The organism is Trichocoleus sp. ST-U2, from assembly GCF_039961875.1.
Lineage (GTDB): Bacteria > Cyanobacteriota > Cyanobacteriia > Cyanobacteriales > FACHB-T130 > FACHB-T130.
Genome location: NZ_JAMPJY010000006.1, coordinates 55495 through 69449 on the forward strand (window position 1 = coordinate 55495; position 13955 = coordinate 69449).

At 47.1% G+C, this 13955-nt stretch carries 10 protein-coding genes; 8 read left to right on the forward strand and 2 right to left on the reverse strand.

Features of this window, described 5'->3' with window-relative positions:
• Window positions 1-47: 47 nt before the first annotated feature.
• The 4 genes from speB (at window position 48) to frr (ending at window position 2974) form a co-directional block, all read left to right on the forward strand.
• Window positions 48-962, forward strand: a complete 915-nt coding sequence (gene speB / locus NC996_RS05630) for an agmatinase (RefSeq protein ID WP_190435888.1) — start codon at window positions 48-50, stop codon at window positions 960-962.
• Between the two features lie 72 nt (window positions 963-1034).
• On the forward strand, window positions 1035-1592 hold the full coding sequence (locus NC996_RS05635) for a thioredoxin family protein (RefSeq protein WP_190411995.1): 558 nt from the start codon (window positions 1035-1037) through the stop codon (window positions 1590-1592).
• Window positions 1593-1710: 118 nt separating this feature from the next.
• Window positions 1711-2439, forward strand: a complete 729-nt coding sequence (pyrH, locus tag NC996_RS05640) for a UMP kinase (RefSeq protein ID WP_190411994.1) — start codon at window positions 1711-1713, stop codon at window positions 2437-2439.
• The gene (gene frr / locus NC996_RS05645) at window positions 2426-2974 is read left to right on the forward strand and encodes a ribosome recycling factor (RefSeq protein ID WP_190411993.1); all 549 of its coding nucleotides are present in this window, start codon (window positions 2426-2428) and stop codon (window positions 2972-2974) included. The genes pyrH and frr overlap by 14 nt, the downstream gene beginning before the upstream one ends.
• 85 nt (window positions 2975-3059) lie before the next feature.
• Here the strand turns inward: frr and NC996_RS05650 are convergent, their stop codons facing one another.
• The gene (locus NC996_RS05650; protein WP_190411992.1) at window positions 3060-3236 is read right to left on the reverse strand and encodes a family 2 glycosyl transferase; all 177 of its coding nucleotides are present in this window, start codon (window positions 3234-3236) and stop codon (window positions 3060-3062) included.
• Between the two features lie 428 nt (window positions 3237-3664).
• Between NC996_RS05650 and NC996_RS05655 the strand changes: the two genes are divergently transcribed.
• The 4 genes from NC996_RS05655 to NC996_RS05670 all read left to right on the forward strand — a co-directional run bounded on the left by NC996_RS05655 (window position 3665) and on the right by NC996_RS05670 (window position 10487).
• Entirely contained in the window at window positions 3665-4798 is a 1134-nt protein-coding gene (locus tag NC996_RS05655) for a geranylgeranyl reductase family protein (protein WP_190429905.1), read from the forward strand.
• A gap of 190 nt (window positions 4799-4988) precedes the next feature.
• A complete protein-coding gene (locus NC996_RS05660; protein WP_190529175.1) occupies window positions 4989-5870 on the forward strand; it encodes a tetratricopeptide repeat protein in 882 nt (293 codons plus the stop codon).
• A 433-nt stretch (window positions 5871-6303) separates the two neighbouring features.
• The gene (locus NC996_RS05665) at window positions 6304-6762 is read left to right on the forward strand and encodes an NADAR domain-containing protein (protein WP_190435896.1); all 459 of its coding nucleotides are present in this window, start codon (window positions 6304-6306) and stop codon (window positions 6760-6762) included.
• Between the two features lie 266 nt (window positions 6763-7028).
• A complete protein-coding gene (locus NC996_RS05670) occupies window positions 7029-10487 on the forward strand; it encodes a GAF domain-containing protein (RefSeq protein ID WP_190687559.1) in 3459 nt (1152 codons plus the stop codon).
• Between the two features lie 159 nt (window positions 10488-10646).
• Here the strand turns inward: NC996_RS05670 and NC996_RS05675 are convergent, their stop codons facing one another.
• A complete protein-coding gene (locus NC996_RS05675; RefSeq protein ID WP_190687563.1) occupies window positions 10647-13895 on the reverse strand; it encodes an efflux RND transporter permease subunit in 3249 nt (1082 codons plus the stop codon).
• Window positions 13896-13955 lie beyond the last annotated feature (60 nt).

A 13955-nucleotide genomic window follows, 5' to 3' on the forward strand; every position in this document is an offset into this window, starting at 1 on the left:
TATGTCAGTATCTAGATTGGTGACTCCCTCATGAAATTTAGTTGGTGATGACTACGGTGCAAACTCCTACTTCTGTTCTGCCATTCCTTGGTCCTGATTTAGCTTCTACCTACGATGCCGCGCGAGTGGTGATTTTGCCGATTCCTTATGAGGCGACGACAACGTATCGAAATGGCTGCGAAAATGGGCCAGATGCGATTCTAGAAGCCTCTGGGCAGGTGGAATATTATGATGAGGAGCTAGATTGGGAAACTGGCAAAGACATTGGAATTTATACGGCTGAATCGATTGCAGACACCCGCAACGGTCGTTCAGTTTCATCCGAGGAAATGCTGCAAGTTACCCGCGAAACGGTATCTCAGATGATAGCTGACGGCAAGTTTGTTATTGGTCTGGGTGGCGAACACAGCATTACAACTGGTCTTGTAGAGGCATACCGAAAAGCCTACCCCGATGAACCCTTTACGGTCGTGCAAATAGATGCTCACGGCGATTTGCGCTATGAGTACGAAGGCTCGATTCACAACCATGCTTGCGTGATGCGGCGGATTGTGGAAATGGGATTGCCAACTGTGCAAATCGGCATACGCGCCATTTGCAAAGAAGAAGCTGACTTGATCAAAGAGAAAAATTTGACGGTGTTCCGGGCGAGAGAAATTGCAACGCAACCGGATTGGATGGAAAGGGCGATCGCAAGTATCCCCACCAGACGCGTTTTCCTCACCATTGACCTCGACGGGATTGACCCCACCCTGATACCTGGTGTCGGCACCCCAGAACCCGGTGGATTAAATTGGTACTCCCTACTCTCTTTTTTGCGGCAAGTGTTTCAAAATCACGAAGTGATTGGTTGTGATGTTATGGAATTGGCACCGATTGTAGATTCCGTAGTATCAGAATTTACTGCTGCAAAATTAGTCTACAAACTAATCGGTTATCAGGCGTTCTCCCAAGGCAAATAGAGACCGTAATTGCTTTGTTCTTTACGACTGTAGCCCCCTCGTACTTTGTTGTAATTACCCAGGGATAAGTAAATGAGTGTAATGGAAAAGACCGGCACTCCTATTGGTAGTTATGCTCCAGATTTTGAATTACCGGGAATCGATAATCAAGTCCACCACCTGGCTCGGTATTTAGAAAAGTATCGAGCTGTGGGCGTTGTTTTTATGTGCAATCATTGCCCATACGTGCAGTCCTATATGGGTCGGCTAATCCAGATTCAAAGCGAGTTCCAAAGCCAGGGATTTACCCTGATTGGCATCAACGCCAATGATGCGGTTCAGTCGCCTGAAGACAGCTTCGAGAATATGCAAAATTTGGTAGCAACTCACGGTCTAAATTTTCCTTATCTGAGAGATACCACACAGGATGTCGCTCGTTGCTTTGGGGGACAGACAACGCCAGAGGTTTTCTTATTAGATAATTCTGGGATACTCCGCTACAGGGGACGGATTGATGATAATTCCCAAGATCCAGCAGCGGTGAAGGTGCATTATTTACGGGATGCGATCGCTTCTTTACTGCAAGGAAAAACGGCGATTACAACCGCCTCAACTGAGGCGGTAGGCACCCCGATAAACTGGCGTCCTTAACACGTAGTCTCAAGGCTCTCCACACTTTAGTAACTGAATTTGCGGATAATATCACAAAACTTACTCCTCTACTGTTATCTTATGGTGGAGGTATTTTGAGTGAGACAATAGTCTGGGCATGGGGATAACTTATCGGCGGGTTTTACTAAAGCTGAGCGGTGAAGCTTTAATGGGCAACCTGGGCTATGGAATCGATCCAATGGTGGTTCAGGAAATCGCGCAGGAAGTCGCAGATGTCGTGGCAAGTGGCATTCAGATGGCAATTGTCGTCGGTGGCGGCAATATCTTTCGCGGTGTCAAGGCAGCTTCGGCTGGCATGGATCGGGCGACAGCCGACTACATCGGGATGATTGCAACGGTGATGAATGCGATGACCTTGCAAGACTCCTTGGAGCAAATCGGAGTACCGACACGAGTCCAAACAGCGATCGCCATGCAGGAAGTAGCGGAGCCTTACATCCGGCGTCGCGCCATTCGCCACTTAGAAAAAGGACGGGTCGTAATTTTTGGGGCTGGATCGGGAAACCCCTTCTTCACCACTGATACGACCGCTGCCTTGCGAGCGGCGGAAATTGATGCGAATGTAATTTTTAAAGCAACCAAAGTAGACGGGATCTATGATTCAGATCCCCATCTCAACCCAGGGGCGCGTCGCTATCAGAGCCTGACCTACGGACACGTCCTCACTCACGATCTGCGGGTGATGGATAGTACCGCGATCGCCCTGTGCAAAGACAACAACATCCCCATCGTTGTGTTCGACCTCTCGGTGCGGGGCAATATCCACCGCGCCGTTACGGGAGAAGCGGTGGGAACAATTGTAGGAGGATCTTGTGAAATTAGCTGATGTTGAAAATCATATGCAAAAGACAATTGAGGCAACTCAACGGTCTTTTAATACGATTCGGACGGGACGGGCAAACGCCTCTCTCCTCGACCGGGTGTCGGTGGAATACTATGGTTCCCCAACCCCTCTAAAATCTCTGGCAAGTATTAATACACCAGATTCTAGTACGATTACCATTCAGCCGTTTGACCGCGGCAGCATGAATCTGATCGAAAAAGCGATTTCTTTATCAGATGTCGGTTTAACTCCGAGCAATGATGGCTCAGTCATTCGATTGAATATTCCACCCCTAACGACCGAGCGTCGTAAAGAACTGGCAAAAATCGCTGCCAAGTATGCTGAAGAAGGAAGAGTTTCTGTTCGCAATATCCGCCGCGACGCCGTAGACTCAATTCGCAAGCAAGAAAAAAATAGTGAAATCTCTGAGGATGAAGCGCGAGACTTGCAGGAAAAAATTCAAAAGCTAACTGACAAGTACGTTGCCAAGGTTGATGAGCTGTTAGCCGAGAAAGAAAAAGATATCACGACCGTTTAAAGTCATTAGTCACTCGTCATGGGTCGCTCGTCAAAAGCGATCGCGCTAGAGCTAAGGACTCAGGACAAAAGGCTAAAAACGGATACTACGCAGGTTGAAGCGCTTGTCCATCTAAAGCAGGGCGAACCAGGAAAGCAACGTGCATAGGATAGCCCTGGGAGTAGATCGCATCGATGTACCGCAGGGCTGTTTCTCGATTTTTGCAGGTGCGTAAAACTTTCTCGTTGCCGTTGGCGTATTGGATGCGTAATTCCCAGAACATCGCTTTTCCCCTTATGAAAATAGTAGAAACACCAAATAGTCGGTCAGCGACTTTATAAAACTTTCATGAACCTATCCTATAAGCTTTATATAAACTTTGCACTCAGTAAAATTGATGAATTGAATAAATATCGCGATCGCGCTCTCTAGTTGTCTGGAAGAAAAAGCTGAACGACTACGTACTGGAAAACACGGTTTGTCTTCTAGAAGTCAAGAGAAAATCTAAATCAAGGCGAAGAATATTTATCTTAAAAATCCTGAAAGCCTGAAATTGTATACGTTTTACCGAGATAAGCATAATTACGCAAATAGCTAGCTGGTAGGGAAAGCAATTAAGCTTAATTACCAGTGAGTGTCAAGCGTGAGGATGTAAATTCTTCGCTTAACAAGCTTAAATTGCAAGTGTGTTCAGAAGCAAAAATTAACACGATGTTTGACTGCATTATTGTCGGTGCTGGCCCAGCAGGTGGAACCGCAGCTTATCATCTAGCTAAGGGAGGACGTTCGGTTTTAGTCTTAGAAAAAGACGCAATGCCGCGTTACAAACCGTGTGGGGGTGGAGTATCACCAGCGATACAAGAGTGGTTTGATTTTGATTTTTCTCCAGCGATTTCCTTAAAACTCAAATCACTCCGCTACACCTGGAAAATGGGCGATCCGGTGGAAGTAGGGCTGGAAACAGGACAACCGATTTGGATGGTAAGGCGAGACGTTTTCGACAACTTCCTGATGCAGCAGGCGCAGCAACAAGGCGCAGAACTGCGAGACAACACTGAAGTAACGGGGATTGAGTTTAAGAGCGATCGCTGGCAAGTCAACACCGCCAATGGACCCGTTGAAGGTCGCTATCTGATTGCCGCAGACGGAGCCAAAGGGCCAATGGCTAAGTGGTTAGACTTCAAAGAGCGCAAACGGCGTCTGGCTGGAGCCTTAGAAGCAGAAATACCCGCCCAAAATACCAACCAACAAAAGATTCATTTTGAATTTGGGATGGTCAAAAATGGCTATATTTGGAACTTTCCTAAAGCAGACGGATATTCTATCGGCGTTGGCACGTTCATCGGCGGTGAACCCCAAGACTTTAAGAAAATTTTGGCTGAGTACGCCAAATCTTTCGGCGTAGAGGTCAATCAGAGCAAGCAATATGGTCATCCCCTTTCTCTATGGGATGGCAATCAAAGGCTGCATACGCAAAATGCAGTTTTAGCCGGAGAAGCCGCCTGTGTCGTCGATCCGTTTACTGCTGAGGGAATTCGTCCCTCAATGTTTAGCGGCTTGAAGGCAGCGGAAGCGATTGACAAATCACTCTCCGGGGATGGCAATGCTCTGGAAAGATATACCAGCACGATCGCCGAAGAATGGGGATCGGATATGCAGTGGGCACAACGCTTAGCAGGAGTGTTTTACAGAGTTCCTGGGATTGCTTATCGAGTCGGTGTTAAGCGCCCTGGTGCCACTGAGCGCATGGGCAAGATTCTGTGCGGAGAGAGTCGATACTCTGAAGTGGCAGAGAGTGCTATTAAGCGCCTCAGTAAGAGCATGATACCGGGAATGGGTGGGTAAAACGATTGAGCATTTAGTTAGTAAGGGTTGACTTCTTTCGGGTGGGCAAAAGCCCACCCAGATAAGATTTGGTAGGTATTCCTCACTCTACAAAATTAAATTTTTGAGAGTGCAACCCCCTTTTAAATCGTCAGTGGTGCAATTTCCTCATGTGTTATATTGGGGCTTTCATCCAGAAACTTGCTAGGTTATGTCTTCTAGGACTGCAAAGTTATCCAGGTTCGGGCTGATGATTTTAGCAGCGGGATGCTTAAGCTTCCTGACGCTAGGTTGTCAAAAATCAGAGGCTGACGCTAAAAAGTATGTTGACTCAGGAAATACTCTAGCTCAACAAGGCAAATTAAACGAAGCGATCGCTGACTACAACAAAGCCGTTGAGATTAATCCCAAGGATGCAGAAAGTTACAATAAGTTAGGAACTATTCTGGTCAACCAAAAGAAATTTCCTGAAGCCAGTGATGCTTTTCAAAAGGCAATTGCAAATAGTCCTAAAAATATAGAGCTATATCATAAATTAGGATTTGTTCAGGTTCAAGAAAAGAAACTGGAAGAAGCATCTGCTACTTTTAAAAAGGCAATTGAAATTGACCCGAAAAATGCCAAATCCTATAATGACTTAGGATTTATTCAGGTCAATCAAGGCAAATTACCTGAAGCAGCTGCTAACTTCAAAAAGTCAATTGAAATTGACCCGAAAAATGCCAGATCTTACAATGATTTGGGAGTTGCTTTAGGTGCCCAAGGTGACAGTAAATTACCCGAAGCGACTGAGGCTTTCAAGAAGGCAATTGAAATTGACCCGAAAAGTGCAGATGCACACTATTTCTTAGGGGTTGCCTTGGTCAAACAAGGAAAGTTAAATGAGGGAGTAGCAGCTCTCAAAAAGACCACCGAAATTGCTCCGAAAGCAGCACCTGCTTACTTTGGTCTAGGGGTAGCTCTAAATCAACAAGGTAAGAAGTCTGAGTCAATCGAAGCGATGAAAAAAGCCAGAGACTTGTTTAAAGAGCAAGGTCAAACTCAGCAAGCTGACCAGATCGATCAGGGATTAAAGGCTTTAGGGAAACAGTAACCAGTTTTAACACTCCCGTTCCCTGAAAAGAGGATAGAGTTTTTACTCCCAGGAGTAGGGGCACGATTGTTGATTTAAAAAGTAGGGGCACGGCAATGCTGTGCCCCTATAATGGTTGAGCGATAAGGTTTTCTGAAAGTTCTGTAACCAGGCAACTAGCCCCAGGGAAACACTGAATACGGTTTGGTTAGGGCGAAAAATACCAAAGTTCGCATTTGTTGGATTTCGTTTCTCCACCCAACAAACAATAATTTTCACCGAACCATATTGGGGAGACAGACCCAAAGCTGGGTTGGGATGTTGGCAACAGGTACTTACCATCCTCAACTTTGATAATGCTGAATACTCGAGCGGCTGAAAGTCGCCTACTCGACTGCATCCCTTGCAGCAACAAGCATGGTAGAACTGGGACAAGCACTTTTATAGTTTCGACATGACGATTTACTTTTATAAATTTGAAGATCCCTACGGATGTTTTTCCAACTTTTCTCCTCATAACATTTATCTGCTGGGTCAAGATTGGATGACGGTGGAGCATTATTATCAAGCGCAAAAATTTGTTGGCACCGAGGATGGAGCGTTAATCCCAGCGATCGCTAGCGCGAAGACGCCAATGGAAGCCGCGACACTGGGACGCGATCGCACCCGCCGCATCCGTCCGGACTGGGAACAAGTGAAAACCCAAATTATGCGCGAAGCCGTGCTAATCAAGTTTCTAACTCACCTAGAGATTCAATCCATTTTGCTTTCGACCGGCGATCGCCCAATCGTGGAGGATTCTCCCACCGATTATTACTGGGGTTGCGGTGTAGAAAAAACTGGACAAAATCATTTGGGAAAAATCCTGATGAGTGTCCGTCAAGAAATCCGGCAACGGTTAGGAAAAAAGTAGCGTTACTCCTTTGTGAATTTATATATTTAGCTAATCTGAATTAGCGATTTTTTTAGGGAAAATATTTTTAGCTTTTCATAGCATATCTTACATAAACTGTCAATGTTTTTAAGTTATTTTTTCTTGAAAATATTAAAGTTAACAATAATTTTAAAACTTTTATAAGATCAATAGTTTTACGAATACCCAGTATGACTTTTCAGTTACAGAATAGAAATATACAAAAACATTCATGCCTGAATTTATAAAAGTGGTGGATAGAGGGAATGAGCTTAAGTGATAATACGCAAACAATGCAGCACGAAATAGACCAAGCAAGCTTATTACACGGGATTACCAATCGGATTCGGCGATCGCTAGAATTGCCAGAAATTTTGACATCGACAGTCGCTGAAATTCGCTCATTGCTTGAAACCGACCGCGTGATGATTTATCGGTTTCATGCCGATGGCAGTGGAGAAGTGATTGCCGAGGCAATTGATAACAATCGCCTGCCATCTTTGATAGGGCTAAATTTTCCGGCTGATGACATTCCTCCCCACGCCCGCGAGATGTTTCTGAAAGCTCGCCAGCGCTCAATTGTCGATGTTTCCTCAGGGTTGATTGGTCTGAGTTCCTTGGATTGCGCCCAGACAGGTACTGCTTTGAAGGCGGAAGATGTTCGCTATCGCCCAGTAGATTCCTGCCATATTGAATATCTCACGGCAATGGGAGTCACATCTTCCCTCGTGGTGCCGATTCTATATCATGATGCCCGCACGCAGGAGACCCAGCCGGAACTATGGGGTTTATTAGTCTCTCATCACGCTGAATCGCGTTCGGTTTCGGAACAAGAACTGCAAATCGTCCAGTTAGTGGCAGATCAAGTTTCAATTGCGATCGCTCAATCTACCTTACTCGAACTCGCCTGCGCCCAAGCAACGCGGGAAGCGCGGATTAACCGAGTCGCCACCCTGCTCCATGCACTACCAACGATTCAGCTTTCTGAAGCCCTTACGGAAACGGTTGCAGCCTTTAAAGGTTGTGGGGGCAGAATTTACATAGCGGCAGAAAATCCAAGTCAAGCAATCCTATTTGCCTGCGGCGATCAACCGATGCTAGGAGCCATCGGGAAAGATCGTCCGCTTGAAGAGCATCCCGTTTGGCAGGAATATTTAAAATTACAAGACACTGCCTGCAATCCCATCAAGGCAGTGACGGATCTCTATAAAGAACCTCATCTGCGAGTCATCGCGCCAGCGTTCCGCACGACTCGAATTCGGGGCATCCTGATCGTTCCTCTCCAGTATCGTCAGCAGTTTCTGGGATACTTGTGCATTTTTCGTAATGAAATTGATACGGAAACTTTGTGGGCTGGAAATTTCGACCCGGATCGGAGACAACTGCAACCTCGTAATTCCTTTGAGGCATGGAGGGAACTGAAACGAGGTCAAGCACAAGCGTGGACGCCGGGAGAAATTGAACTCGCTCAAGCCTTGGGTCATCACTTCTCAATGGCGATTGAGCAGTATCTCCTGTACACACAGGTGCAGTCTCTCAATAGCAACCTGGAGCATCAAATTCAAGAGCGAACTGTCCAGCTAGAACAGTCCTTAGAGTTTGCCAAAGTCCTCAAGCAAGTCACAGACCAAATTCGCAGCACTCTGGATTTAGAGAAGATCCTACAAAGCATTGTGCAGGAAGTCAGGAAACTGCTAAGCACAGACCGAGTGGTAATTTACCAGTTTACTAGAAGTTGGCAAGGGGAGGTGGTTGTAGAAGCAGTGACAGGCAGATGGAACTCAATTCTGGGAGAGATATACGAAGATGAATGCTTTCCTCAGGAGTACGCCTCTGCTTACCAGCAAGGAAGGATTCGAGCAGTTCATAACGTAGCTGAGTCAGATTTGCATCCCTGTCATATAGAGTTTTTACTGAAAATTCAGGTTCAAGCCAACTTAGTTGTCCCGATTAACATGGGGGAACAGCTATGGGGGCTACTAATTGCCCATGAGTGCCAAGCTCCTAGGGAATGGAAGACTGCTGAAATTGATTTGCTGCAACAGCTGGCAAATGAAGCCGCGATCGCAATTCAGCAAGCCGAACTGTACGAACAAAGCCGTACTGCCGCTGCGACTGCTACCGCTCAAGCACAACAGTTAGAACAAGCTGCCGAACAACAGCAAGCATTGTTTGGAGTAATTACGAAGATTCGAGAATCCCTCGATCTAAATACAATCTTCAAAGCAACGACCACTGAAGTCCGACAACTGCTAGGGGCTGACCGAGTGGCAGTATTTCGCTTATATTCCGCCTCTGGCTCGCTGGATGATGAATTTGTCTCAGAAGACGTATTACCAGCTTTAAAGCCGATTTTAGGAACCAAAGTTTACGACCGCCACTTTTCCCAAAACTATGCTGTACTTTATCAACAGGGTCGGATTCAAGTAGTTGATGACATCTACAACGCAGGCTTAACTGGTTGCCATATCGAGCTGCTGGAGCAATTTCAAGTTCAAGCTCAACTCGTGGTGCCACTGCTAAAAGGGGATATCCTTTGGGGATTGCTCTGTATCCATCAATGCTCGCAAAAGAGACATTGGGATGTCTCGGAAATTGAGTTCGTCACCCAGACTGCTGTTCAGCTGGGAGTTGCAATACAGCAAGCAGAATTACTCGCTCAAACCCAGCATCAAGCAGAACAACTCGCTTGTGCCCTCCAAGAATTACAACAAACCCAAACCCAGCTGATTCAGACAGAAAAAATGTCGAGTTTGGGACAGCTAGTCGCAGGTGTGGCTCACGAAGTCAACAATCCGGTTAATTTTATTTACGGCAATCTCATTCACGTTGGCGAGTACGTAAAAGATTTGATCGATCTGTTGCATTTATACCAAGAGCGTTATCCCCATCCCGATCGAGAGGTTGTCAAACACGCAGAAGCAATCGATTTGGAATTCATTGCTGATGATCTGCCTAAAATGCTGTCGTCAATGAAGGTGGGAGCCGACAGAATCCGTCAACTGGTGCTGTCTCTGCGGAATTTCTCTCGCCTTGACCAAGCCGAGATGAAACGGGTGGATATCCATGAGGGTTTAGACAGCACGCTGTTAATCTTGCAACATCGACTCAAAGGGAAGGGTAATACTCCTACGATTGAAGTTGTAAAGGCTTATGGCGAGCTGCCCTTAGTTGAGTGTTATGCCGGTCAGCTCAATCAAGTGTTTATGAATGTCCTTAGCAATGCGATTGACGCGCTGGAGCAGCAAAACAACTGGGATCGATCGAACCACCCGATGGAAAGGGGAGAAGCTGCTGGTTATTTGCACCACGCAAGTGACACAGATACTGCCCTAACATCATCAGACGTTAAAACTTCACCCGCTCAGATTACTATCCGCACCTTTTTGAAGGAGGAAGCAGAAAGAATAAAAGGTGAAAAAATACAGGAGCAAGAAGGAAGGATAAAGCATGAAACCGATTCACTTATTCATCCTTTCATCCCTCATCCTGCTAACGTGGTGATTCAAATTATTGATAATGGCTCTGGTATGCCAGAGGCGGTGCAGGCGCAAATCTTCGATCCTTTTTTCACGACAAAGCCGGTTGGTAAAGGCACGGGTTTGGGACTGTCGATCAGCTATCAAATTGTGGTGGAAAAACACGGCGGCGTCTTTAAGTGTTCTTCTCAACCAGACAAGGGCACTGAGTTCTGGATTGAAATTCCCGTTCGCCCACAAAATTGAAAGAAGCAATTGATGCTGGGCCAAAAAACGAACTCTCTACACACTCGGAACCTCACCGCTAACCCCTCTCCGTTGACGGAGAGGGAATATTGAACTCCTTCCCGTTGACCGGGAGGAGCAGGGGTGGGGTTAAACTCTGAGTGCTAAAGACAGCATAAATTAGAACTTGCGATCGCTCGAAAAAGTTTTACGGGCAAATTTCCTCGATAGCGATCGCTGCCATTTTAGTACCTGTTTGCTGACCGGGAACTGGTGCAGCAGCACGTAGAAGCAGGGAATAATAAACAAGGTTAGCAGCGTCGCCAGAGATAGACCGGAAAACACCACAACGCCTAACGGTTGTAGAAATTCTGAGCCTTCCCCGATTCCCAGCGCCAAAGGAAACAAGCCGAGAACCGTGGTGATGGTGGTCATCATAATCGCTCTCAGGCGCATGGGAGCAGCTTTTAAAATCGCCGCTTGTCGGTCGATGCCTTCTTGTTCGTGAATCTGGTTCGCCAACTCCACCATGATGATGGCGTTGTTTACCACAATCCCCACCAGCAGCACCGCACCGACTAGCACCGTAGCACCGATAGCGGTTTGAGTGATATAAAGCCCCAGAATGCCCCCCGCTAAAGCCAGGGGCACCGTGAGCATAATTACCAAGGGGTCAATCAAGGAGTTGTATTGTACCGCCATGACGACGAAAACCAAGAAAGCAGCTAAACCTCCTAAAATTGTCAAGGAGTTTTGCAACTGCTGATTTGTTTCCGCTGTCGAACTGGGTATCACGCTCACGCCTTCGGGTAATCGCAAATTCCCTAGTACCTCGTCTACCTCTGTCAGGGCGTCGCTGAGGTTAGCTCCTTCGCTCAGACTACCCGCAATGATAAAAACCTGTCGTTGGTTAATCCGCTGAACTTCACCGGGGGCTTGACCTTCGGAAATGGTCGCGACATCACCCAGCCGAACTAAACTGTTGTTATTGACAAATAAGGGGATTTGTGCAAGTTGAGAAGCGCGTTCTACAGATTCTTCATTGAATTGTACGCGCACATCCACTAAGCGATCGCCTCTTTGCAACTGAGTCGGTACTGACCCCTCGATTGCTGTCTGAATCGTTTGCCCAATGTCTTGCGTCGTCAACCCCAACTCCTCTGCACGCTCCCAATCTGGTCGAATCTGCACTTCTGGTTGTCGAGAGTCGGCATCAGGTCGGAAAGTTGCACTTTTTACTCGCTCATCCAAGGCTTGCAGCGCTTGCCGCCCCGCTTGTTGCAACCGCTGCTCATCGTTTCCCTGGAGGATGATATCCACATCCGCCCCCCGCACTGGCGAGTTACTGAGGATAATCCCCCGTACCTGACCGGGATTCAATCGCAGACGAATCCCCGCCAAGTTCAGTTTGTTAAACTCTTGATTGACTTTCTCAACAAACTTCTCGACATCTGTACCTTGCTTGAGGGTAATTGAGCTGGAAGCGCGTAGGGGATTGGCATTCGTGTTGCTGCCGAACAGAGAACCTCCGGCTGTGCTAAATACATAGTCGCTTTCTGGCTGTTTAACCAGGATTTCGTCCACCAGTTTCATCACTTTTTGGTTAGTTTCCACGCTAGTTCCAGGAGGAAACTGGGCAAACAAATTTGCTTGACCTGTATTAATCCGAGGCAGAATTTCTTGAGGAATTTGACCGACCATCCACAAACTACTGCCGCCGAAAAGCAGAATAATAGCGGCGATTACTAACAACCGATAACGCACTACTCCAGTCAGAAAGCGGGTATAGCTGCCAGTCGCTGCCTCAAATCGGCGGTTAAATTCCCGTAAAGGCCAAAACTTACCTAGGCCACTCGACCACTGGATAGCCAACAACCGGGAACTGAGTGCTGGCACCACGGTCAGCGCCACCAATAGAGAGGCAGCTACAGAAAAACTAATGGTAAGAATTAATTCATTAAATAGCAGGGAGAAAAAGCCACCAATCAGCAAAAACGGCAGTACAGACACCAAGTTAGTAGTGGTAGAGGCAATTAGCGCCGATTCCACCTCGCGACCGCTGCGTTCTGCTTGATCGATTACTTGCTGGCTATTCATACGGGCTTTGCTATCCTGACCCGGAGTCATGCCAGCACCTTCGGCAATTGTCTCCATCATTACGATAGAGTTGTCTACGACAATCCCCACACCCAGCGCCAAACCACCTAAGCTGAAAATGTTGATGGAGAGTCCAAATAGCTGCATTAAGATAATCGCCGCGATGGTCGCTAGGGGAATGGCGATGATAATAATTAAAGTTTGACGGGCGCTACCGAGAAATAGCATCACCGCCACCGCTGCCAACCCTGCACCCAGCAATCCGGAACTGGTCACGTTGGAGATCGAGTTGCTGATAAATTTCGACTCATCCAGCGTTGCTAACAGTTTCATATCTTCGGGAATCACCCCAGCTTGGCGCAGTTCTTCGATCCGTTTTTTAATTCCATCCACAACCTCGATAGTATTGGCATCCGGTTGCTTTTGGATGCTGAGTTTTACCGCTGGTTGCCCATTCAGATAGACAAATACCCGCTGGTCTTCTGTCCCATCAATGACTTCGGCAAAATCTCTTAGATAAACGCGAGATTGCGGTAAAAGCGCGGGGCTTTGCGCTCCTACTGGGCTGGGGGTTGGGGAACCAACTTCAAAGGAGAGATTGCTAATTTCTTGGGCATTCTGAAAGCGTCCGACGGTGCGGGTTAGTGGTTCGGAGTCAGCGCCTTGCAAGCGACCGCCAGAGACATCCTGGTTGCGATCGCCTAAAGCATTTAACACATCTGTTAAACTCACCCCCAGGGCTTGTAAGCGATTCAGGTCAATTTGCACCCGGACTTGTTCTTCCACCCCACCCGCAACATCGACAGAGGCGACACCATTGACAACACCGAGTTCGCGGGATAATTCTTCATCGGCAAATACTCGTAAATCCGCCTCTCCTAAAGAAGAAGATTGCAGCGCCACTTCGTAAACGGGTAGCTGGGAGGGGTCAACTTTAAATAAGCGGGCATCTTCGATGGTACTGGGGAGTCTGCTGCGACCCCGGTTAAAGGCAGCGGTGGCATCGTTTAGCGCTTGGTCAATGTTCCCTCCCGGTTCAAAGTACAAGTCTAAACTTACTTGCCCTTCGCGGGTTTGAGAATAAACTTGCACCACTCCTTGTGTGGTACTTAATGCTTCTTCTAGCGGTTTGGTGATTTCGTCAACTGCTACCTCTGGAGAGATTCCAGGGGCTTCTAGCCGCACGCCAATCCGGGGATAGGTGATAGACGGCAACAAATCAACTTGCAGTTGGGAGAGAAAGAAGACTCCCAGCACCAACGTAGCGATGGTGAGCATGAGTGTGCCGATGTGACGGCGGATGGCGAGCGCGCTTAGGCTAAATCCAGACATAATAATTTTGAATTTTGAGTTCTGAATTTTGAGTTAATTCGGAATTTTGAGTGAATGAGT